This is a genomic window from Planktothrix sp., from assembly GCF_046067725.1.
GTDB lineage: Bacteria > Cyanobacteriota > Cyanobacteriia > Cyanobacteriales > Microcoleaceae > Planktothrix.
The window spans coordinates 1-23,390 of sequence record NZ_JBJUDF010000186.1 but is presented as its reverse complement, the minus strand read 5'-3'; the positions used below and the strand labels follow the sequence as shown (position 1 = coordinate 23,390).

Here is a 23,390-nt window from a genome sequence, read left to right as displayed (position 1 = left end):
ATAGTACAGAAGACCTAACTCCTGTTGATTATGTGAGTGGTGCAATTGTACATTTAGCCAGTCAAGAAACCTCTTTAGGGAAAGCATTTCATTTGTTGAATTCTCACCCAACCTTAAATCGTGAGTTATTTGATTGTGTTCAGGAAATGGGTTATCCGTTGCAGTTGGTTTCGTTTGAAAAATGGCGATCGCATTTAACAGAACAATGTAAAATTAATACAGATAATGCTTTATCTCCGGTGTTAGATAACTTTTCAGATGAAAATTTATCAGCAGGTTATCCCCCCCAGTTTGATTCTGAAAATACGGTAATGGGGTTAAAGAGTACAGCGTTTAATTTTCCCCCGATTGATCAAAAATTGTTAAAAACTTATTTTGAATATTTTACTAAAAGTGGGTTTTTAACAAAATAAATGCTCGATTTCATCACACCCCATAAGCTGAATTGCACAGCTTATCTTATCCCCAAATTCAAAATATCCAGAGCATCAATTCCAAGAGTGATAGAATCTGTGATCATCATGCTGATTCTGAATATTGACTATTGATGATACCTCCCTATGGTATGCTGAATTAATGTCTAACTCAATAGATAGCGATTAACAGTTATAATGCCCCCATTTTAGCGCGAGAAGAATTCCATGAATGTTGCAGAAAAAACCTCAGACAGCATGAATCTCAAAGAAGAGACTCGAACTTTCAATCAATCTCTTCAAGAATTTTTAAGATTTATTCAAGTTTATTGGTATCCTAAAGAACCCCAGGATAGAGCTTTTTCACAAATTATTCGTTCCTGGGGAATGATCGTTTTATTATTTTTATTATTAGTGGGAGTAGTAGGTCTTAATGCGTTTAATAGTTTTGTTTTCAGAGACTTAATTAGCGTCACAGAAGCTAGGGATGCAGAAAAATTAACTCATTTTGTGATTATTTATGGGATTACCCTAGGCAGTATGACCTTTTTCTCAGGATTATCTAGGTTTCTTAAAAAGTTAATTGCCCTGGATTGGTATCAATGGATTAACAATAATATCTTGCAAAAATATTTTAAAAATCGGGCTTATTATCAAATCAACTTTAAAGGGGATATTGAAAATCCAGATCAACGTTTATCCCAAGAAATTCAACCCATCGCCAGAACAACGATGGACTTTTTAACAACCTGCGTCGAAAAAGTCATGGAGATGCTGGTTTTTATTGCCATTCTTTGGTCAATTTCTAAAACAATTTCTATTGTGCTTTTGGTTTATACGATTATTGGAAATATTGTTGCTACCTATATTACTCAACAATTAAATAAAGTCAATAAACAACAATTAGAAATCGAAGGAACCTATAAATACGCCATTACTCATGTTCGGACTCACGCCGAATCGATTGCATTTTTTAGAGGGGAAGAAAAAGAATTAAATATTATTCAAAGGAAGTTCAATCAGGTGATTAAAATCATGATTGAAAGAATTAATTGGGAAAGAACCCAGGAATTTTTTAACCGAGGCTACCAATCCATGGTTCAACTCTTCCCCTTCTTAATTGTTTCCCCGTTGTATATTAGTGGTCAAATTGAGTTTGGACAAGTTAACCAAGCCAGCTATTGTTGCTATTTCTTTTCAACAGCATTATCCGTATTAGTCGATGAATTTGGACGCTCTGGTGAGTTTATTAATTATATTGAACGATTAGAAGGTTTTTCCCAAGCGTTAGATACCGTCAGCGAACAAACCAACCCGGTTAGTACCATTAAAGTCATTGAAGATAACAATCTAACCTTTGAGGATGTCACCTTACAAACACCCGACGCTGCTAAAGTGATTGTCGAACATTTATCACTGTCCGTTGAACCCGGTGAAGGGTTATTAATTGTTGGGCCAAGTGGTCGAGGAAAAAGTTCTCTTTTACGAGCTATTTCTGGGTTATGGAATACAGGGACAGGTCATCTCGTGCGACCTCCCCTCGACGATTTATTATTTTTACCCCAACGTCCTTATATCATTTTAGGAACCTTGCGTGAACAGCTAATTTATCCTCAAACGACAACGGAGATGAGTGAATCCCAATTAAAAGAAATCTTACAACAAGTTAACCTGCAAGATGTTCTTAATCGGATTAGAAATTTTGATGAAGAAGTAGCTTGGGAAAATATTTTATCTTTGGGAGAACAACAACGTTTAGCCTTTGCGAGACTGTTTGTAAATCAGCCGGATTTTGTGATTTTAGATGAAGCCACCAGTGCTTTAGATTTAAAAAATGAAGATCATTTATATAAACAGTTACAACAAACCGGAAAAACCTTTATTAGTGTCGGACATCGAGAAAGTTTGTTTAACTATCATCAAAAGGTTTTGGAACTTTCCGAGGATTCTACTTGGCGGTTAATGACGATGAAAGACTATTATTCATCAACAACCGCCACTCATTCTCACAACGGTCAAACCGTTTATGAAACTATAGAAATTGTCTCTGAAATCAACAATCAAGACAATTTTACCCATCAAGAAATGCAAAAACTGACCAACTATAGCTTAAGTACCATTAAGAATAAAGCCAGTCGAGGTCAAACGATTGTTGGGAATGATGGTCTGAGCTATCGTTATGATAAAACCCTTGATATTGCAAAATGGGTGAGACTTTAACTTCTCAGGGAACTTAGAGTTAATTCTTAATTGTTCATTCCTCCCCATCCGGGTAACGACAGGCGATGATGGAAGATAAGGGACACTTCTCCATGCCCTTGTTGTTCGTAGAGAAGGTTATTTCTATGCCATCCTTGAGATATGCCTATTTTCCGGGTTGTGTAGCCCAGGGAGCTTGTCGGGAACTGTATCAATCTACGCAAGTCCTCACCCAAACGTTAGGCATTGAACTCATTGAACTCAAAAAGGCATCTTGCTGCGGTTCGGGAACCTTCAAAGAAGATTCTCGACTGTTGGAGGATACCGTAAATGCCCGGAATATTGCGTTAGCAGAAGAATTAAATTTACCCTTACTGACCCATTGCAGCACTTGTCAAGGGGTTATTGGTCATGTGGATGAACGCTTAAAGGAATTTCAACACACCGATCCAGCTTATATTGAAAAGGTCAATGGATTACTCTGTAAAGAGGGATGTTCCCCCTATCAAGGGACAACGGAAGTTAAACACCTGCTTTGGGCGTTAGTCGCCGATTATGGTTTAGCTGAAATTCAACAACGAGTCAAGCGCAAATTGTCCGGTTTGAAGTGTGCCGCCTTTTATGGCTGTTACCTGTTACGAGCTCAAACCCATCTGGTTTATGATGACCCCCATCAACCGGAATCGATGGAAAACTTGTTTCGGGCAATTGGGGTGACTCCCGTTTATTATCGGGGTAGAACTCAATGTTGCGGCTGGCCCTTATCAAGTTATGCCACCGAATCGGCGTTTCAAATGGCTGGAAACCAGATTCAAGAGGCTCTTGAAAACGGTGCAGATTGTTTAGTTACTCCTTGTCCTTTGTGTCATCTGAATTTAGATTCCCGCCAACCGGAAGTGGAAAAAGTCATCGGACGTCCCTTGGGTTTACCTGTTCTCCATCTTCCCCAATTAGTGGCTCTCGCCCTCGGTATTGACCCGAAACAACTGGGTTTAGACCGCCATGTGGTTTCGACAAAATCGGTTTTGGAAAAACTCCCATAGCACTACACATTACGGTTAGGACTTCAGAGTGAATCCAGCAAACCCTTTGATTTCTTACAGTTAAGCTGTTCCCTATAGCAAGATTGTCTATTGCCTATAGCAAGATTGCCTATTCCCTATTCCCTATTCCCTGTTCCCTTAATACAAGGGACATTTTGCACTCCTGGGTCAAGAGTTAAGGGTCAATGGCCAAGCAAAGTATTACATTGTTTAAAGTTTTATCGCCTTATGTGTATTGGACGTGAAACACTGGGGTATTGTGATGGAATATATGGGATGATTCCGCTCATAGAAAAATAGCCACGATGGTTTTACCGGAGTGGGTACTAGCTGATTGGCATCGTCTTTAGGAGGAAAACTCTTTTAAGAATCCCTCGAATTTCATTCGCAGGAATGTCAAGTCACGCTGGACTTCTAACCTGTATTCAGGGCAGAACTTGTAACATTTTGATATCTACTGGAGAAATCATTCAATGTCTCATTCAGTCAAAATTTACGATACCTGTATCGGCTGTACCCAATGCGTTCGCGCTTGTCCCACTGACGTCCTTGAGATGGTTCCTTGGGATGGTTGCAAAGCGGGTCAGATTGCTTCTTCCCCCCGCACAATGGATTGTGTCGGTTGCAAACGGTGCGAAACCGCCTGTCCTACGGACTTCTTAAGTATTCGGGTTTATCTCGGTGCTGAAACAACTCGGAGCATGGGTCTAGCTTATTAAACTCTGCCCCAAAGCGGGTTTTTTCTATCTATTCCAACTGCTGATCTCCACCCGGAAACGGACAGTTGGTTCAATCTTCAACAGAGGGCGGAATTTACCCCCTCTTTTTTATTTATTAATCGGTAAAATCCCCAGATAGATATTCCCACAAGAGGGAACTTTTAAAATCTTCAACCACAAAGGTTACCCCTAAATCATTTAAGCTTTTTGAATCATGGGTGGAAGCAACCCCAATGGTTTTAATCCCCGCAGCAATGGCAGAACGAATTCCTGAAGGAGAATCTTCAAATGCGATCGCATCTTCTGCTAGAATATTTAATTGATCTAAACAATATTGGTAAGGGGCCGGATTGGGTTTTCCGATTCCAATTTCATCGGATAAAATGACCGCATCAAAATAATCTGATAAATTCAGAACGTTGAGCATCAAATCTGTATTTTCACGAGGTGCATTGGTTACTAAACCCGTTTTAAAAGATTGGTTTTTGACCCAAGATAAAAACTCATTTAATCCAGCCAAAGGTTCTAAATTAATCGCCAATTCTCTAAAATTTGCTTCTTTTAAATTCGCTAATTTTAATCCTTCTTCTGGGGATAACTGAGGAAATAAATCCTGCACAATTTCAGCATTCGTTTTGCCACTAATATGCGCTTTATAAAAATTAGAATTAATTGGAATTTGATAGCTTTCTAAAACATGAGCCCAGGTTTGATAATGTAAAGGGTCAGTATTCGTTAGGGTTCCATCTAAGTCAAATAAAATAGCTTTAAGCATGATTAAATTGGGTAGAAAAACCGGGTTTTTACCTCATCAGGATTTACGCAAAAACCCGGTTTCTGAACCCAAAATCAAGCTTGTCGCTCTGAGCCTCAATGAGAAACCGGGTTTTTTAACCCCTTGTGCGTAAGTCCTGCTCATTTTACAATGATATAGCAATCTGGGCCCAGGTTATAATATTTTAGGGTAGGGATTGGCAGACCCAAGCCTCTTTGCGCCTGGGTTGGGTCTCCTCACCCCTACAGGTTTTGATCACAAATCATTGAGACTTTCTATACAGATAATTGTGGCTTAAAAACCCAGTTTTTGTTTCTAATTTTATTTTTGAATTGTCCCATCTGGCATAATAGCTCCTTGAAAATTAGCTTCTGTGGTGTCCGCTCCATTTAAGTCGGCTGAATTCAAATCTGCATCCTTAAAATTAGCACCCTTGAGTTTAGCATTATTCAGTTTAGCACCTCGAATAAATGCCCCTGTGAGATTGGCTTGACTGAGGTTAGCATTGGTTAAATTGGCTTGAGTTAACGCAGTTCCACTTAAATCAGCACCCGTTAAATTTGCCCCCGTAAAATCAACATTATCTAACAACGCTCCTTTGAGATTAACTCCTTTTAAATCCGCTTGACTAAAGTTAGAATTATTGAGTTTAGCGTTTTCTAAATTTTGCCCTTGTAAGCTTTTCCCACTAAAATCACATCCAAAACATTCTTGATCTTGACCTAACTGCACTTGAGCCGCAGGTTTTTGACAACTTGAAACCATTAACATTAACACCCCTAAAGTGATTAATGTTAAGGATTTATATTGATTCCGAAGCTGTAAGACCTTAAATTTCCGTATTGAAAACATGGATAACGAATTAGAACTTAATTTCTGCATGATTTAAAATTTTATCCTTAATTTCCCCAATATCGTCGCCAATGAAATAGATTCTCAATCCAATCAAATAATACCCGATTTTGACGACGACGTTGATGAATCCAAGCAATCGCACTTTGATGATAAACTTCTGAAAACGTGGGCAATATAGCTGGAAATTCTGCTAACGTTTTCAAATTTATCCCTTGACGAATGGCTAAAGCTAGGATGTGAATCAACTCACTCGCTTGAGAACCCACCACCGTAGCTCCTAATAGTTTACCATTCGAGAGTCCCACCAGTTTACAAAACCCTGTTGTTTCTCCCCAAATTTGAGCTTGAATCATCATTTTCAAGGATTGTCGTTCAACAATAACCTGAGTTCCATAGCGTTGTTTAGCTTGGGTTTCTGTTAACCCAACTTGTGCTAATTGCGGGTTAGAAAAAATCGCCCAAGGAATCCCTTGATAATTGACCTTAAACTTGGGCCAGTATAACGTATTTTTAAGGGCAATTTGGGCTTCATATTGGGCCAGATGTTCAAAACCATACCCCCCTAAAAGATCACCACAGGCATAAATTCTAGGATGGGTTGTTTGTAATTTTTCATTAACGCACAAATATTTTCCCTTAAAATTCACACCCACTGTTTTTAAATTTAAGGAATCTACATTGACTTGAGAACCGCAAGCGATTAAAATTTCATCCACTTCTAAAGCTGTATTTCCGGCTTGAATCCATTTTTTATCGTCAATTTTTTTAACTTGAATCACAGGCGTTTGCGTCAATATTTTTACACCTTCTGCTTCTAATTGTCCTTGAATAAACTGTACCGCTTCAGGATCTTCTTTTCCTAAAATGTGATTCCCTTTGACGACCATGATTACATCCATCCCTAAACGGGTGAACACTTGAGCTAATTCAACGCCTGCGGGAGTACCCCCAATAATGGCTAACCTTTGGGGAATACTATCCGATAACCTTTGTTTTTTTTCTAACAATAAACTAAGGGTTTCTGGAGTAATAAATCCTGTAGATAATAACCCTTCAATCGGTGGAATTTTGGGTTGGGATGCTAAGGCTAATAAATAATGACGCGATCGTAAAATTCGATGATTAATCTTAAATCCCAGACGCGGAGAATTGATAAATTCTCCTTGACCGATTATCACATCAATCCCACAAGTTCCTAACCGTTGAGAAGAATAGAGGAGTTCACAGTTTCGGGTGACAGAGTTTAGCCAACGGTTAGCTTGTTGCCAATTGAAATTAAATTCAGCATCTTGTTTGTCAAATAAAGAAATTTGATGGAGATTTTGAACAGATTCAGCCATGGGAAATAATCCTTTATATCCCGGTTTGAAACCTTGTTCTTTTGGTTCAATTAAAGCTACCCGTGCTTGCATTTGAGCCGCTAACAAGGCAGCATAGCGTCCCGTTCTACTCCCCCCTAAAATAACCAAATCATAATCCAACATAATCCGCTAATTAGCAATAGGTTGTAATATTTTATGGTAGAGGTTAAGAGACCTAAACCTGTTGTGACTAGGGTTAGGTCTCAATCCCATTTGCTATTCCCTATGTTTTATGGGTTCCTCAATTTTGAGCAATCACAAATTGAGAGGATAATAATTGCAACGCCGCTTGATATTGTTGATCCGATGTCGTTGCCACTTGACTCCGCAATAAAGCTTCTGATGTAATCACCCGATCCGGCATAATTCCTAACTTATTAATATCGGTATGATTGGGGGTTTCATACTTGGCAACCGTAACCGCTAATCCTGACCCATCGGATAAATCAAATAAGGATTGAATTAAGCCTTTGCCAAAGGTTTTTTCACCGACTAAAATCCCTCGATGATTATCTTGTAATGCTCCGGCTAAAATTTCACTCGCACTCGCCGTTCCTTGGTTAACTAAAACCACTAAAGGTGCTTGGGTTAAGGCTGAACCCACCGCTTCAAAACTTCCCAAAATTCCCTGACGATTAACCGTATAAACAATCGTGCCTTCATCTAACCAAAGACGAGCAATTTCTATCCCCGATTGTAATAACCCCCCAGGATTATTTCTTAAATCTAAAATATAAGCTTTGGCCCCTTGTTGTTCTAAGGATTGAATGGCATGGGCGACTTCTTCGGTGGCATTGGCGCTAAATTGACTTAAACGAATATAACCCAGAGGCGTTTGTCCTAAATCAGACCGTAACTCAGCAATCACCGGGTTTAAGGCAATGCGATCGCGAATTAAGACAATTTCTTCTGCAACCGGACTTCCTTCTCGTAATACTGTTAACGTGACCCGACTCCCCATCGGCCCCCGCATCCGGGCGGCGGATTCATCCAAGCTTAAATCAGTGGTAGGAAACCCATCAATTTTCAAAATGCGGTCACGGGGTTGAATTCCCGCTTGTTCAGCCGGAGAACCATCAATAGGGGCAATAACGGTCAAATCTCCTGTGTCAGCATCCTGGGCAATTTGTAACCCCACACCCATCAATTCCCCGGAAGTATTCACTTGTAAACTGCGATATTGATCTGGTCGTAACAGACGAGTAAACGGGTCATCCAGAGTCGCTAACATCTTCTCAATCGCCTGATAGGTATCTTCCCGGTTTTTGAACGGTTGTCGCATCAATTTCTCGCGGATAGACCACCAATTTTGATGGTTGAAGCTCTCATCAATATAAGCTCGATTAATAATTCGCCAACTTTCGCTAAAAATCTTTTGATCTTCGGTCAACGCCCAAACCGTCGTTGTCCAACTCAGCCAGATTAAGGTAATTTGCAAAATTATGAGAGAAGCTATCTGAAAAACTCGCTTGTGCATGATGGTGATTGAATCGCTATTTTAAGAATTGGCTTCGAGATCAACTTGGGGAACCTGGATCACTTGATCTTAAACCAAGACCGTTAGGGGCTCTCAGCATTGGATGTTGATTCCCGACTTTCGTGAAATTGAGTTAAAGTTATGTTACATTTTTTATCGTAGGGGAGAACACACCGGGCTTTTAGCCTAAGCTGTCAATCGGATGAAAACCGAGGCCCCTGTTGCTCTGGGTGATGGTTGATTGTTAGCCAAATTTCTCAGAGTCAGGAATCCCCCGATAATCGGCGGAGGATGTCAATCCTAGAGACTTAAACGCATCTCTAATCATGCCATTGCGTTTCGGACTTTGCTTGAGTTCGTCAAGGCTTGTGAACTGATCAGTGGCGACACCATCGGGATAACGCAAGTACAGGACAAATCATCAAATATTTTGCTGATTATCGTAGGTTCCTGAAAGCAAAACAATAGCTGACGGCAATTCATTGTTAGGAATTCTAGCTTCATGTTTTCTAAGGGAATAAAAGACTCTCAAACCTTCAAGTGGTTTGATGAACGGCTGGAAATCCAAGCCCTTGAGGATGACATTACGAGTAAGTATGTCCCCCCTCATGTCAACATCTTCTATTGCTTGGGTGGAATTACTTTAGTTTGCTTCTTAATTCAGTTTGCCACTGGATTTGCAATGACGTTCTATTACAAACCGACCGTCACAGAAGCTTTCAATTCCGTTCAGTACATTATGACGGATGTAAGCTTTGGTTGGTTAATTCGCTCCATCCATCGCTGGTCTGCCAGCATGATGGTGTTAATGATGATCCTGCACGTTTTCCGCGTGTATCTAACAGGCGGTTTCAAAAAGCCACGTGAGTTAACCTGGGTCACGGGTGTGGTTTTAGCCGTGATCACCGTTTCCTTTGGGGTAACCGGTTATTCTCTGCCTTGGGATCAAGTGGGTTACTGGGCTGTGAAAATTGTGTCTGGAGTTCCCGAAGCCATTCCGGTTGTTGGTTCTACCATTGTGGAACTAATGCGGGGCGGTACGGCCGTTGGTCAAAGCACCCTCAGCCGTTTCTACAGCTTACATACCTTTGTGCTGCCTTGGCTGATTGCCGTGTTTATGTTAGCCCACTTCCTGATGATTCGGAAGCAAGGGATTTCCGGCCCTCTGTAAGTCAACAGGCTAGGGTCTGGGTTTTTCGCTACTCCTGTGATTTTTAATGGAAAATCTAAAATCCCAAGTATAGAATTTTGGGTTGAGGAGTAGCCCTTGCTACACTGAATGTAGAGCGTTGCAGCAACAATGACCAATCAGCAACGACTTGCTAGATTCCTCAAAAAAGGAGCGCAATTTTAATCATGTCCATCTTAAAAAAGCCGGATCTCAGTGATCCCGTTCTTCGTGCTAAATTGGCTAAAGGCATGGGTCACAACTACTATGGTGAACCTGCTTGGCCTAATGACTTGTTATATACGTTCCCGGTGGTGATTCTGGGGTCTTTCGGTTTAATCGTTGCCTTGTCTGTTCTTGACCCGGCAATGGTGGGAGAACCTTCTAATCCCTTCGCAACGCCTTTAGAAATTCTGCCGGAATGGTATCTCTGGCCGACTTTCCAAATTTTACGGGTGGTTCCCAATAAACTCTTAGGAATCATGTTAATGTCTTCGATTCCTGTTGGTTTAATTGCCGTTCCTTTCATTGAAAGTGTTAATAAATTCCAAAACCCCTTCCGTCGTCCTGTGGCAAGTGCGGTTTTCTTATTTGGAACCTTAGTAACACTGTGGTTAGGAATTGGTGCAGCCCTGCCCATCGACAAGTCTTTGACCTTAGGGTTCTAAGAAACGAATTTTCCCCTGATTCGAGAATCTTTACTGATACCTGTGAGTTGACCAGGATAGCTTGTTAAGCTAAATCTTGTGAACCATCACAGGTATCAATTTTTATAGGAAGTTAGGGTATTACGGCTAAGGAGTACAAAACTGGTGATTGTGAACCAGATTAACTTGCCATGTTGGATTGTGTATTGAGAAAAATATGATTCTTGAAACCCAACTATGTTATTAAAAAAATACCTAAAACCAGAGCAAACCTTTTTAACTTGGTGCTTTTTAGCCGTTTTTTCCTGCGAAGGTGGGATTCAATCCTATGTACAAGATATCCTAAATGCTTATCAAGATTTTAAGGATAGTAATTCTCCCTCTAATTTCCCAATTCATCCTGATAGTAACGTTTTAATTCTACGGGATTCTCCCCAGGATTTTAACCCTTTTGAAACGCCATTGAGTCCGTTTAAATTTCAATATTTTAACTCTCAATATCCCAACTGGGGACGAGTTAAATTAGCAACCGCTTTACTCACAAGTATGCTCCAAAAACGACCTCAGCGAGTATTATGTGGTCATATCAATTTATCCCACTTGGTACAAACCATCTGCCAACCATTAGGAATTCCTTACACCGTATTAACCTATGGTAAAGAAGTCTGGGAACCTTTACCGACGAAATATCAAAAAGCTCTGCAAAACGCTGACCAAATTTGGACAATTAGCCGCTATAGCCGCGATCAAGCTTGTCTTGCTAATGCCTTAAATCCTCAACAATTTGAAATCTTACCTTGTATGGTCAATGGGGAACAATTTACCCCAGGCCCCAAATCTCAACACTTGATTGAACGGTATGGGTTAGAGAATTCACGGGTGTTAATGACTGTCGCCCGACTGTGGAAAGGTGATCCGTATAAAGGAGTGGATGTCACCATTCGCGCCTTATCCCAAATTGCTCAAGTTTTCCCCGATGTTAAATATTTAGTCATTGGTCGGGGCGATGATCAACCGAGACTGCAACAGTTAGCTCAAGATTTAGGTGTGAGCGATCGCGTGATCTTTGCTGGGTTTGTTCCCACCGAAGAATTAGTTGAACATTACCGCGTTTGTGATGGTTATGTGATGCCGTCTCAAGAAGGGTTTGGAATTGTTTATTTAGAAGCAATGGCCTGTGAAAAACCCGTGATTGCTGGAGATAGCGATGGTTCGGCCGATCCCTTGCAGGATGGCAAATTAGGCTGGCAAGTGCCCCATCGAGATGTAGATGCCGTTTCTCAAGCTTGTATTGAACTGCTCAAAGGCCAGGATCAACGTTGTCATGGCCATTGGTTACGTCAGCAAAGTTTAGCCAGTTTCGGTAAACCCGCCTTTCAAAACCGAGTCCAAGCGTTGCTTCAAAAGTAAAGTAGTATCATAGAAAACGAAAGGTTATTCAACAGTATAAGTTTTGTTAACAGACACTAACGTATGCCATAGTTTGAAACATGGCATACATACCACTCGGAAAAGCGGTCGAATTTCTGGGTCTGCATCCCAATACATTAAGAAAATACGCCGATGAAGGGAAGATCAAAAGCATCAAAAACTCGGCAGGGCAAAGACTCTACGATGTCGAATCCTATATACGGAATACAGTTGGAGCTACCACTGTTTGCTATTGCCGAGTCAGTTCAACCAAACAACGAGATGACCTCGATAGACAAGTTGCCTATATGCAATCAATCTATCCAGATGCAGAAATTGTCCGAGATATCGGTTATGTTAACATCAACTGTTTTCCATTTACAGCAAATTGATTCTAGCTTGAATAATTAAGGAGATCACTGTGAACCCAGATCGGTTCAGAACGCTACAAATCAGATTTTCAGATTTGAGTAACTGGTTAGTTACATTCGCTATCGTTGGCATTTTAATCTCCATTGGTCTGGGTTGGTTGGTCAAGGGAATTCTGATTTTAATTGGGTTAATTGCTATTACCCCGGTTTTAGTCATTTTGGGTGTCCAATGGTGGTTAAAACGGAATCTGATACAAGATTTATGTCCCGTTTGTAGCGAGGAATTCCCGGCTTTCAATAACACTCAATGTCAATGTCCGAACTGTGGAGAACCGATCAAGGTTGAGCAGGGACATTTTAGTCGCTTAACACCCCCAGGAACCATTGATGTACAGGTCGTTGATGTTTCAGTACAAACCCTAGAAGATTAATTGAAATGGTTTAAACTTAACAGGGGAGAATAAATATTGTGTCTCAACGGAAAGCAACGATTTTAGTAACGGGAGGAGCGGGTTATATCGGTTCCCATGCTGTTTTAGCTCTGCAACGTTCGGGTTATGAGGTGATTATTCTTGATAATTTAGTTTATGGACATCGAGATTTAGTAGAAACCGTCTTAAAAACCAAATTAATGATTGGGGATACGAATGACCGTGCCTTGCTAGATGAATTATTTTCCAGTCACAAAATTGACGCAGTTATGCACTTTTCGGCTTATGCCTATGTTGGGGAATCGGTTAGTCATCCCGATAAATATTATCGCAATAATGTCATCGGAACGTTAACGCTATTAGAAGCAATGAAACAGGCAGGAATCAATAAATTTGTATTTTCCTCCACCTGTGCAACCTATGGGGTTCCTGAAATTGTTCCCATTCCTGAAGACCATCCGCAAAATCCGATTAATCCCTATGGCGCGACTAAATTAATGGTAGAACGAATTTTATCAGATTTTGATGTTGCTTATGATTTTAAATCGGTGCGGTTTCGGTATTTTAATGCTGCCGGAGCCGACCCCGATGGATTATTAGGAGAAGATCATAATCCTGAAACCCATTTAATTCCTTTAACCTTATTCGCAGCATTAGGAAAACGAGACTCTATTTCTATTTTTGGCACAGATTATCCTACACCGGATGGAACTTGTATTCGAGATTATATTCATGTCACTGACTTAGCAACAGCCCATATTTTAGGATTAGAATATTTATTAGAAGGTGGGAAAACCGATGTATTTAATTTAGGAAATGGGAACGGTTTTTCGGTTAAACAAGTGATTGAAACCGCTCGTAAAATTACTGGAAAAGAGATTAAATCGGTTGAATGTGATCGCCGCCCTGGAGATCCACCTAGTTTAGTTGGAAGTGGGGAAAAAGCCAGACAAATATTAGGCTGGAATTCTGAATATCCTGATATTGAAACTATTGTCAGTCATGCTTGGAATTGGCATCAAAAACGACACGCCTAACTCTGGAGTTAGGCTTTGAGAAATGATGAGATTAAATATTCAGCAATACGGCGACTCGCACCCGGTTTTCCGAGGCGACGTTTGCCATTTTCAGTGATTAATTTTAATGGGTCGGGGTGATGAAATAGCGATCGCAATGCTTCAGGAATCTCTGTGGGATGTTGTACCTCGATTAAAGATGGCCCTAAGAGACGTTTTTGATTAGCGGCAAAGGTGGGGGTAAATTGTGGGCCCTTACCCGGAATTGAGATCGCAGGTTTCCCTAAACCCACAAACTGTTCCGTCGCCGTTCCCGCCATGGCGATCGCTACATCTCCAACGAATAAACACTCATTAAACTGATAATTGGTGATGATTAATATTGCCTTTTCGCGAGAAAAAATTAATGCTTTATCCGTTAAAAAATAGTTAACATCTGACAAGGGAAAATCCGGGCTTTCTTGCCACCCTAAAGGCGGCAGAGGTTCAGAAAAGGATGATAAATCTAAACCGGGTGCGATCGCCGCAACAAAGACCAACCGTTGATAGCTGGGAAGATGATTTCCAGGTAATATCATTGAACCGTGATTCGGATCAGTAAAGTTTTGAATAATAGAATGAATTCCCTGTAAAATTAATTGCCAATTCTGATAGGTTTCAGGAGCGCGAGAACCCGGAAGTAAGGTAATAACAAGCGAGCGATCTTTTTGATTTTCTTCAAGATTCAGGGAATTAAAATCGGTTTTAATAGGTTGTAAATCGTCCATCATCGGATTGCCTAAATCAACCGCAGGAATCGAATATTGCTGTAGCTTTTGAGTCGTTAATGTGTCTCTGGGGAATACACCAAAACAGCGAGAATTCTTCATTAACCAGCATTCCCAAGGAAAATAAATCGAATCAAAATAACGATACCAGCGCCACATTCCCGTTAACGGTAACGACCCGTGTTCATCCCGTAAATAATAGTCTGATTTGGCTGTTCCCACAAAGGCATAATTACCACCACTGAACCAAGCTAGAAATAAAGGTACAATATCCCCAACGGCGAGAATGATTCCTCCTTGTTTGACCCATTGACGAATTGTTTGATATTGCTGAATTACTAATGGAAATAAACCGGCTTGGAGATCCTGCCAAAGTTGATGTTGATCCATATAAATAAATCCCCCGGAAGGGAGAGATTTAACTAGACCAATAATCGGAACATTGTCCAGTTGTTGATAAGCTTGTCCCACTCCCACTAAAGGTAAAGCAGCTAATTCGATGGGGTAGGACTGTTGCTGAAGTTGTCGTAAAATCCGAACAGCGATCGCATCCTCCCCATGACCATTACTTACAGATAGAATTTTAACGGTCACAGTTCAACGTCCTCATACTCTGTATCGTTAGATTAACAGCAACAGGTCTAGGATTAAGAAAACGGTACAATCAAGATTGATTTGGAAATCCTCTCTGATTCTTGGTTTTTGGGTGTCATCTGGAGTAGGAATCAGAAATCGGTGTGGGAGTTCATTGACGTTAGCAAGGGGTTTAAAGATATTTATTTTGATTTTTTGGTTTCGATCTCCTCTGTTTCTCCATCCTCATTATTTCCTGTGTACTCTTGGAGGATGGTCAAACGATCAAGTTGGGTTTGATGAACCTCTGATCTTGACGGAACTGTATCAGCAGAAGCAACCGAGCATACAGTGAAACCGGTAGATGCAATGAGTCCTAAGACAACAAGAATATTTTTCATGAAATAGCCCCTGATGGCGATCAAAATTGATGCCTTGATTGAAAAAAACAGTAACCCAGAAGGTTTTTACACCCTCATGACACTTTGGACAATCGGTATGGTCTGTGCAAGCGGTTTAGGTAGATGTACATAGGTCGATCCGCTGCTTGGTGTCTTTTATCTTCTCTCTATCTTGAAGATTTGGGGAGCAGGGAGTAACCCATCAGGGGGGAGGGGAAGAGGGGGAGCGGGGGGAGGAGGGGGAGCGAGGGGAGCGGGGGGAGTAGGGGGAAGGATTAAGTTTTGTTCCGTACTGGGTTTGCCGATTCCTCTATCAACGCTTAACATCCCTTGAGGTGTATAATCCTAAAATTGCATATATTCAATGCAACTGTTGAATACAAAAGAGGTTATTAATACTAATCTCTGTATTTGTAGTGGGTTCATTTCAAAATGGATTCACGTTCTTTTGTTGATGTTAAATTTTGGTTTTAAAAGAACAATTTATGTTAAAATGATTAGCTTTTATAGATTTTTGAGATTTTGTATATTAGATTACAATTCATCGCTGAGAATTCCTCTAGTATACAAAACCTGAATGGGAAATTGGTCATACCATCACTGCATCAAATCGTCATTAATTGTTGATTTTTTAAGGACTTTTATCGACTTGATGTTGTATTCAACCGATTGATGATGAGCAGAAATGGTAGAAAAATGACCTATTCTTCAACCTATATTTTCAGTTAAATACCTAAATAATCATCGTGAAAAAAAGATTAGGTAGACGCAAATTCTTAGTTTATGGTTCGGCAGCTTTTGGAAGTGCCTTTTTCCTCAAAGGTTGCGCGAATTCTGCTGTCAATACCACCAGCCAGACACCAACCACTCCCAGTCCAACCGCTACAACAACCAGCACCAGTACGCCCAGTAGTGGCGATACCATTAAGGTAGGAATTCTTCACTCCTTAAGTGGAACCATGGCAATTAGTGAAACCACCGTTGTTGAAGCCGAAAAATTAGCGATTAAAGAAATTAACGCCAATGGTGGGGTACTCGGTAAACAAATTGAAGCCGTGATTGAAGATGGAGCTTCTGACTGGCCAACCTTTGCGGAAAAAGCCCAAAAATTAATTGATCAAGATAAAGTTGTCACCGTGTTTGGGTGCTGGACATCGGCCAGTCGCAAAGCAGTAAAAGATGTTTTTGAATCCAAAAACCATATGTTATGGTATCCGGTTCAATACGAAGGTCAAGAATGTTCTAAAAACATTTTTTATACAGGTGCTGCCCCAAATCAACAAATTGAACCTGCCGTTCAATGGTTATTTGATAATAAAGGAAAAGAATTTTTCTTAGTGGGTTCAGACTATGTGTTTCCCCGCACAGCTAACACGATTATTAAAGAACAATTAGCGGCGATTGGGGGAACAACCGTTGGGGAAGATTACTTACCATTGGGTAATACAGAAGTTACCCCAATTATTACCAAAATTAAACAAGCGTTACCCGATGGAGGCGTAATTTTTAATAGCCTCAATGGAGATAGTAATGTGGCATTCTTTAAACAGTTACAGGGTGCAGGAATGACGCCTGATAAATATCCCGTAATGTCGGTTAGTATTGCCGAAGAAGAAGTGCGACAAATTGGTAAAGAATTCCTTTTAGGTCACTATGCGGCTTGGAATTATTTCCAAACCGTTGATACTCCGGCTAATCAAAAATGGGTAGAAGCTTTTAAAGCCGAATATGGACAAGATCGAGTCACAAATGACCCTATGGAAGCCGCTTATATCATGGTGTATTTGTGGAAACAAGCGGTTGAAAAAGCGGGGACGGCTGATGATTTAGAAAAAGTTAGATTAGCGGCTGTCGGTCAAAGTATGGATGCTCCTGAAGGGAAAGTAACCATGTTCCCGAACCATCATATTTCTAAAACTGTGCGAATTGGACAGGTGAGAGATGATGGTTTATTTGATATTGTTTGGTCAACAGAAGGCCCTGTTGATCCGGTTCCTTGGAATCAATTTGTCCCTGCAACAAAAGGTTACGCTTGTGACTGGACAGATCCCAATAAAGGGGAAAAATTCCAAATGCAAGGAACATAACTTTAGTACGAATCAACCCGCTTTGATCTCGTAGAGACGTTGTATACAACGTCTCTATGCTTTGAAACGTTTAACACAGATTTTCCTAAAAAATGCAAGACCTATTCATTGCCATCTTTAATGGAATTAGCATCGGTTCGGTGTTGTTAATGGCAGCATTAGGACTCGCTATTGTTTTTGGACTCATGGGTGTTATTAACCTCGCTCATGGGGAACTGATCATGTTAGGAGCCTATACAACATTTGTGGTACAAAATATCTTCAAACCGTTAGGCGAACCTTTATTTAGTACCTATATTATTTTTGCCATTCCCATTGCTTTTATTGTCACCGCCTTAGCAGGATTAGCCTTAGAACGAGGGGTGATTCGGTTTTTGTATGGAAGACCCTTAGAAACTTTATTAGCAACTTGGGGAGTCAGTTTAATTTTACAACAATTTGTTCGCAGTGTTAGTACCACATTTGTGATTGGAATTGTGATTTTTTGTCTGCTCTTTTTTGGAGGATTAGCGGTACTTTCTCGTCAGTCTAATTGGGAGAAAATTAGACAATGGGCGATTTCCGTTTTATTCCTTTTATCATCAGGAATTGGTTTCACCGTAGGATTAGTAATTGGACAAAGCCAAAAAGCGTTAGCGAAACCTTGGTTTAGTGCCAGAAACGTCGATGTAACCGCTCCCCCTTGGCTGCGAGGGGGACTAGAATTAGGCACATTTCAGATTCCCTATTCCCGTGTTTTTATTATTGTTTTAACAATCCTTTGTTTAATTGGAATTTATTGGTTTTTTAACCAATCGAATTGGGGATTAAGAATTCGTGCTGTTACCCAAAATCGCACCATGAGCGCCTGTTTAGGGATTCCCACTAGCACCGTTGATGCGCTAACCTTTTCCATTGGTTCAGGACTCGCAGGAATTGCCGGATGTGCGATTACATTATTAGGTTCTGTTGGCCCAAATACAGGACAAAACTATATTGTTGATACCTTCATGGTGGTAGTGGTTGGAGGGGTCGGAAATCTTTTAGGTGCTGTAATTGCCGCCTTTGCTATTGGTGTCACCAGCTATTTAATCGGTTCAGGAACCTTAGCCTTATTATTAACTAACATCAACGCTGCGCCATTCTTTGTTGATTTCTTCAATTTCTTTGCGACAACGAGCCTGGCAAAAGTGTTAGTGTTCGTGTTAATTATTGCCTTTTTACAAGTTAAACCATCAGGAATCTTTCCACAGAAAGGGAGAACAGCCGAACTATGAAGGATGAGATTAGTATTCTAGCAAGAACCAAAAAGCAGAAACGTCAAAAACTACTGATTGAAGGGGCAGGAATTATTGGATTTAGTTTGTTTTTTGCGATTCTAATGCCTTTAATCTTACCCATTTTTCGCTTACAACTCTTGGGTCGATTTCTGGCTTTAGCGATTGCTGCATTAGGGATTGATTTAATCTGGGGATATACGGGATTATTAAGTTTAGGACATGGCATCTTTTTTGCTTTAGGCGGTTATGCCTTAGCCATGTATATTAAATTGCAACTTCCCCCCGGAGAAATTCCCGAATTTTTTACCCTGTATGGAGTCAATGATTTACCGGGGTTATGGAAACCGTTTTATTCCTTTCCCTTTACCTTATTTGCAGTTATTGTAATTCCGGGTATTGTGGCTGGATTATTAGGCTATTTAGTCTTTAGAAACCGGATTAAAGGAGTATATTTTTCGATTATTACCCAAGCAGCATTAATCGTTTTCTTTAACTTCTTTAACGGTCAACAACAACTGATTAACGGAACCAACGGGTTAAAAACAGAAACGGATAAAATATTTGGGTTTGTCGTCGGTTCTCCTCCAGTTCAGTTAGCATTTTATGAAATTACCATTCTGTTTTTAATCGCTACTTATTTACTCTGTCGTTGGTTAACCAGTGGACGATTTGGGAATTTATTAATTGCCATTCGGGATGATGAAGTGCGGCTGAGATTTTCTGGTTATAATCCCACTTGGTTTAAGGTTTTAGTGTTTTCTATTTCAGGAGCATTTGCTGGAATTGCAGGAGCTTTATATACTGTTCAAACCGGAATTATTACCCCTAATATAATGGATGTTGCCTTTTCCATTGAAATGGTAATTTGGGTCGCTGTAGGTGGACGAGGAAGCTTAGTTGGGGCAATTTTAGGAACCTTATTAGTCCGGTTAGGAAGAACCTTACTGAGTGAACAATTTCCTGAAGTTTGGCTATTTTTCCAAGGCGCATTATTCTTAATTGTGGTGACAATCTTACCCGATGGAATTGTCGGATGGATGCGAAGCGTTGGATTTGATAAAATTCGTGCTTTATTCGGATTTCAAAAAGCCATTGTTAGCTATCCTCGTTTAGAAGAAGACCCGGAAATCGAGTTAGAACGAGAAGAATTTGAACAAAAAATAACCAAAGATTAATATCATGACTGCTAAAATTTTAGAGATTAACAATGTCACCGTCAATTTTGATGGATTTAAAGCCCTCAATCACCTAAATTTTAGTATGGATGTGGGGGAATTACGAGTGATTATTGGCCCCAATGGAGCCGGAAAAACAACGTTTTTAGATGTCATTACGGGCAAAGTTCAACCCACCGAAGGACAGGTGATTTTTAAAGGGCGAAATTTAAGAAAAATGCCCGAATATCAAATTGCTTGTTTTGGAGTTGGGCGAAAATTTCAAACCCCCAGGATTTATCTCAATTTAACGGTTAGAGATAATTTAGATTTAGCGTGTAACCGCAATAAAAATGTATTTCCTACTTTGTTTCAACGCACAACAGGGGGAGAAATTAGAACCGTTGCTGGACTATTAGAAACCATCGGATTAATTGCTAAAGCTGATTTTCCCGCAGCGTTATTATCTCATGGGGAAAAACAACGGTTAGAAATTGGAATGTTAGTAGCCCAATCTCCTGATTTATTATTAGTTGATGAACCCGTAGCGGGACTAACAGATGAAGAAACGGAAAACGTCGGAAATTTGCTATTAGCATTAGCAGAAAGTCATTCAATTATTGTGATTGAACATGATATGGAATTTGTGCGACAAATTGCTAGAACCGTCACGGTTTTGCATCAAGGTTCGGTATTATGTGAAGGAGATATGGATGAAGTTCAAAATGACCCCCGTGTGATTGAAGTTTATTTAGGGAAACAAGAAGAAGAATAAGAGGAATACTGACTTCATTAACGGGTTAAAATGGTTTTACTTTTAGCCCGAAATTTATTCTTTTTTATTTCAGCAACCATGATTTTACCCTTACTTCTGAGTTTAACGTTTTTCGCTCAAGCTACCCCCCCTGCGCGCGAAATTATCCAACCCCAACAGGTACGACCGTTACCCGGACAATTAGATCAAATTCCGGTGTTTAATAGTAATAGTCCTGAACTAATTTTAAACGAAGGAATTTTACTTTCAACCTTTCCTAAAACCGATAAAAAACAACCGGAAGCGCACTTAAATTTTCCCTTTAACGGCAAATTTGATATTTTTGCCCACCACGTCGCTAAACCGCCTCAAGAAAATGATTTAAGAACCCTTTATTTAGGAATATTAGCTTATAATCCTGGGAAAAAACCTGTTACAATTCAGATTTTACAAGCGGCGAGTTATTTAAGTCAACCTGATGCTCCGTTTATGGCCCTAGATTCTGTTTTAGATAATACAAATGGAACGGTTTATGCAGGGCCAGGAAGCCGAGTCATGAGTGATATTTTAAGGGGAAAACGACAACGTGAATTTGTTGAAAAAATTGTAATTCCTCCTCAAAGCAGTCGCTTATTATTAAATGCACCCATTCCGGTTAAAAATTTAGAACCGCCTTTAAATGGTCGGTCTACCTTAATGCGTTTAGAAAGTAATAGAGAAGTTTATTTAGCCAGTTTAGCGAAATATGCAAGGGTACAACCAAATGGAAAAGAAATAGCACCCACGCTAACAGAATGGGAACAATTATTAAAATTAGGAACCTTAGTAACACCGCGCGATCGCACTCCCACACCTCCGAATACTAATCCTCAACAAATGATTTATGGAAGAGTCGCTGGAGTTGCATTAGGTTCTCGTTGGAATGGGAATCTTGTTGATAGTAATCGTTCAATTTTAACAATTCCTAAACCTGGAGAAGCGTTTTCTTATCCTATTGCAACATTACCGAGAGGACAGTTAGGAACCAATCAAATTCAAAGTGCTCCCTTAGTAGTTCGATATCCTGATACCGCCTATCAAGCGCATGGAAATTATGGCATAGAATATAACTTAAATTTACCATTACATAATCCTACAAATCAACCTCAATCAGTGATTTTAACGTTACAAACTCCCATCAAAGAAGAAAAATTATCCCAACCTGGATTAAGATTTTTTGACCCTCCCGCACCTCAAGTATTTTTCCGAGGAACAGTTCGATTTAGTTATAAAGATGATCAAGAAAAATCCCAGACTCGCTATATTCATTTAGTTCAAAAACGAGGTCAACCCGGAGAACCGTTAGTCAAATTAATATTAAAACCTAAAGAAACTAGACCCGTTAAAGTTGATTTTCTCTATCCCCCGGATGCGTCTGCGCCTCAAGTTTTGACGGTGAAAACATTACCTTAAAATCAACCTAGTTTAAAGCTTGCGGATTGCTATAGCAAGTCTAAATAGGTTGTAATCACCTCTATGAATCAAACCCTTACCGTAGGGGCAATTCATGAATTGCCCCTACGGTAAATCAAATAGGATTGCTATATAGCAAGTCTAAATGAATTGTACAAAATAGTTATATTCCATCCTTTAATGTTTGCTACGCATCGGTCTCCTGTAGAGACGTTGCATACAACATCTCTACCTACGAGCAATTGGGAATCAAAACAGTTGTACAATTGATTTAGACTGACTATAGTAAAATGATATTACTGGGATGAATTGGCTTTTTTCACAATTATAGTTTTAGGTTGGGATTTAGGACGAACGCGATAAACTTTAAATTTACTTAAAGCCAGACTAGCGGATTTGACAACGGAACTTTGAGTATCTCGTAATCCTTTTTGTAAAATCGGAATCACTTGATGAGAAGGAATATTTCCTAATGCAATGATCGCCTCCTGACGAACACGGGGATCAAGATCTTGACTGAGATGAGTTAAAATCGGAATCATTTTTTGTACTTCCCGATTGTGACGATGAGTAGCCGTCAGTTTTCCTAATGTTGTAGCCAGGGAATAACGGACTTGAGAATTAGAATGTTGAAGATATCCGGTTAAAGTATTAATTGCGGCTAGATTTCCTGACGTTCCAACTGCTAGAATATGATCAATTAATTGCTCATCTGAAGTTGCTTTTCCTGGCGGTAATGTAATTTTTTCTGCTTTTACAATAGCAGGTTCAGTAATAATTTCTGATACAGTAGCAGGATCTAAAACATCAGGTTTAGTAATAATTTCTGGAACCGTAGCAGGATCTAAAACATCAGGTTTAGTAATAATTTCTGGAACCGTAGCAGGATCTAAAACATCAGGTTTAGTAATAATTTTTGAAACTGTAGAAGGATCTAAAACATCAGGTTTAGTAATAATTTTTGAAACCGTAGGAGATTCTAAAACATCAGGTTCAGTCATAATTTCTGAAACCGTAGGAGATTCTAAAACATCAGGTTCAGTCATAATTTCTGAAAC

The 23,390-nt window shown here is 39.9% G+C and carries 22 protein-coding genes and 1 pseudogene; 15 read left to right on the top strand and 8 right to left on the bottom strand.

What is annotated here, in order from left to right:
- From ACKPEB_RS11480 to psaC, 4 genes and pseudogenes are all read left to right on the top strand, one after another.
- Positions 1-413, top strand: a pseudogene (locus ACKPEB_RS11480) (hypothetical protein); the annotation flags it as partial.
- A gap of 228 nt (positions 414-641) precedes the next feature.
- Entirely contained in the window at positions 642-2,633 is a 1,992-nt protein-coding gene (locus ACKPEB_RS11475; protein WP_408965030.1) for an ABC transporter ATP-binding protein/permease, read from the top strand.
- A gap of 125 nt (positions 2,634-2,758) precedes the next feature.
- Complete coding sequence (locus tag ACKPEB_RS11470; RefSeq protein WP_408965029.1) at positions 2,759-3,655, top strand: CoB--CoM heterodisulfide reductase iron-sulfur subunit B family protein; 897 nt, start codon at positions 2,759-2,761, stop codon at positions 3,653-3,655.
- 473 nt (positions 3,656-4,128) lie between these two features.
- Positions 4,129-4,374, top strand: a complete 246-nt coding sequence (gene psaC, locus ACKPEB_RS11465) for a photosystem I iron-sulfur center protein PsaC (RefSeq protein ID WP_408965028.1) — start codon at positions 4,129-4,131, stop codon at positions 4,372-4,374.
- 115 nt (positions 4,375-4,489) lie between these two features.
- On the opposite strand, the gene ACKPEB_RS11460 is transcribed toward psaC, so the two are convergent.
- The 5 genes from ACKPEB_RS11460 to ACKPEB_RS11440 form a co-directional block, all read right to left on the bottom strand.
- Entirely contained in the window at positions 4,490-5,149 is a 660-nt protein-coding gene (locus tag ACKPEB_RS11460) for an HAD family hydrolase (RefSeq protein ID WP_408965027.1), read from the bottom strand.
- Positions 5,150-5,470: 321 nt separating this feature from the next.
- A complete protein-coding gene (locus tag ACKPEB_RS11455; protein ID WP_408965026.1) occupies positions 5,471-6,031 on the bottom strand; it encodes a pentapeptide repeat-containing protein in 561 nt (186 codons plus the stop codon).
- Between the two features lie 17 nt (positions 6,032-6,048).
- Positions 6,049-7,488, bottom strand: coding sequence for a dihydrolipoyl dehydrogenase family protein (locus tag ACKPEB_RS11450; RefSeq protein WP_408965025.1), 1,440 nt, complete (start codon positions 7,486-7,488; stop codon positions 6,049-6,051).
- Positions 7,489-7,606: 118 nt separating this feature from the next.
- Positions 7,607-8,842, bottom strand: coding sequence for a carboxyl-terminal processing protease CtpA (gene ctpA, locus ACKPEB_RS11445; protein ID WP_408965024.1), 1,236 nt, complete (start codon positions 8,840-8,842; stop codon positions 7,607-7,609).
- Between the two features lie 244 nt (positions 8,843-9,086).
- On the bottom strand, positions 9,087-9,248 hold the full coding sequence (locus tag ACKPEB_RS11440) for a hypothetical protein (protein WP_408965023.1): 162 nt from the start codon (positions 9,246-9,248) through the stop codon (positions 9,087-9,089).
- A gap of 96 nt (positions 9,249-9,344) precedes the next feature.
- Here ACKPEB_RS11440 and petB point away from each other — a divergent pair, with 96 nt between their 5' ends.
- The 6 genes from petB (at position 9,345) to galE (ending at position 13,906) form a co-directional block, all read left to right on the top strand.
- A complete protein-coding gene (gene petB, locus ACKPEB_RS11435) occupies positions 9,345-10,013 on the top strand; it encodes a cytochrome b6 (protein WP_408965022.1) in 669 nt (222 codons plus the stop codon).
- Positions 10,014-10,198: 185 nt separating this feature from the next.
- Positions 10,199-10,678 carry a cytochrome b6-f complex subunit IV gene (petD, locus tag ACKPEB_RS11430; RefSeq protein ID WP_072717853.1) on the top strand — a complete coding sequence of 160 codons (480 nt, stop codon included), beginning with the start codon at positions 10,199-10,201 and terminating at the stop codon, positions 10,676-10,678.
- 216 nt (positions 10,679-10,894) lie between these two features.
- On the top strand, positions 10,895-12,067 hold the full coding sequence (locus tag ACKPEB_RS11425; protein ID WP_408965021.1) for a glycosyltransferase: 1,173 nt from the start codon (positions 10,895-10,897) through the stop codon (positions 12,065-12,067).
- Positions 12,068-12,147: 80 nt separating this feature from the next.
- Entirely contained in the window at positions 12,148-12,459 is a 312-nt protein-coding gene (locus ACKPEB_RS11420) for a recombinase family protein (RefSeq protein WP_408965020.1), read from the top strand.
- A 29-nt stretch (positions 12,460-12,488) separates the two neighbouring features.
- Complete coding sequence (locus ACKPEB_RS11415) at positions 12,489-12,869, top strand: hypothetical protein (protein WP_408965019.1); 381 nt, start codon at positions 12,489-12,491, stop codon at positions 12,867-12,869.
- A 38-nt stretch (positions 12,870-12,907) separates the two neighbouring features.
- On the top strand, positions 12,908-13,906 hold the full coding sequence (gene galE, locus ACKPEB_RS11410) for a UDP-glucose 4-epimerase GalE (RefSeq protein ID WP_408965018.1): 999 nt from the start codon (positions 12,908-12,910) through the stop codon (positions 13,904-13,906).
- Between the two features lie 8 nt (positions 13,907-13,914).
- Here the strand turns inward: galE and ACKPEB_RS11405 are convergent, their stop codons facing one another.
- Together ACKPEB_RS11405 and ACKPEB_RS11400 are read right to left on the bottom strand one after the other, a co-directional pair.
- A complete protein-coding gene (locus ACKPEB_RS11405; RefSeq protein WP_408965017.1) occupies positions 13,915-15,246 on the bottom strand; it encodes a lipid-A-disaccharide synthase-related protein in 1,332 nt (443 codons plus the stop codon).
- 182 nt (positions 15,247-15,428) lie between these two features.
- Positions 15,429-15,626 carry a hypothetical protein gene (locus ACKPEB_RS11400; protein WP_408965015.1) on the bottom strand — a complete coding sequence of 66 codons (198 nt, stop codon included), beginning with the start codon at positions 15,624-15,626 and terminating at the stop codon, positions 15,429-15,431.
- A gap of 746 nt (positions 15,627-16,372) precedes the next feature.
- Between ACKPEB_RS11400 and urtA the strand changes: the two genes are divergently transcribed.
- From urtA to ACKPEB_RS11375, 5 genes are all read left to right on the top strand, one after another.
- Positions 16,373-17,713, top strand: coding sequence for an urea ABC transporter substrate-binding protein (urtA, locus tag ACKPEB_RS11395; protein ID WP_408965014.1), 1,341 nt, complete (start codon positions 16,373-16,375; stop codon positions 17,711-17,713).
- Positions 17,714-17,805: 92 nt separating this feature from the next.
- Entirely contained in the window at positions 17,806-18,969 is a 1,164-nt protein-coding gene (locus ACKPEB_RS11390) for an ABC transporter permease subunit (RefSeq protein WP_408965013.1), read from the top strand.
- On the top strand, positions 18,966-20,147 hold the full coding sequence (gene urtC, locus ACKPEB_RS11385; protein ID WP_408965012.1) for an urea ABC transporter permease subunit UrtC: 1,182 nt from the start codon (positions 18,966-18,968) through the stop codon (positions 20,145-20,147). The genes ACKPEB_RS11390 and urtC overlap by 4 nt, the downstream gene beginning before the upstream one ends.
- Before the next feature lie 4 nt (positions 20,148-20,151).
- On the top strand, positions 20,152-20,901 hold the full coding sequence (urtD, locus tag ACKPEB_RS11380; protein WP_408965011.1) for an urea ABC transporter ATP-binding protein UrtD: 750 nt from the start codon (positions 20,152-20,154) through the stop codon (positions 20,899-20,901).
- Between the two features lie 81 nt (positions 20,902-20,982).
- The gene (locus ACKPEB_RS11375) at positions 20,983-22,332 is read left to right on the top strand and encodes a DUF3370 domain-containing protein (RefSeq protein WP_408965031.1); all 1,350 of its coding nucleotides are present in this window, start codon (positions 20,983-20,985) and stop codon (positions 22,330-22,332) included.
- A gap of 296 nt (positions 22,333-22,628) precedes the next feature.
- On the opposite strand, the gene ACKPEB_RS11370 is transcribed toward ACKPEB_RS11375, so the two are convergent.
- Positions 22,629-23,390 (bottom strand): HEAT repeat domain-containing protein (locus ACKPEB_RS11370; protein WP_408965010.1); only part of this gene is annotated, 762 nt, incomplete at its 5' end.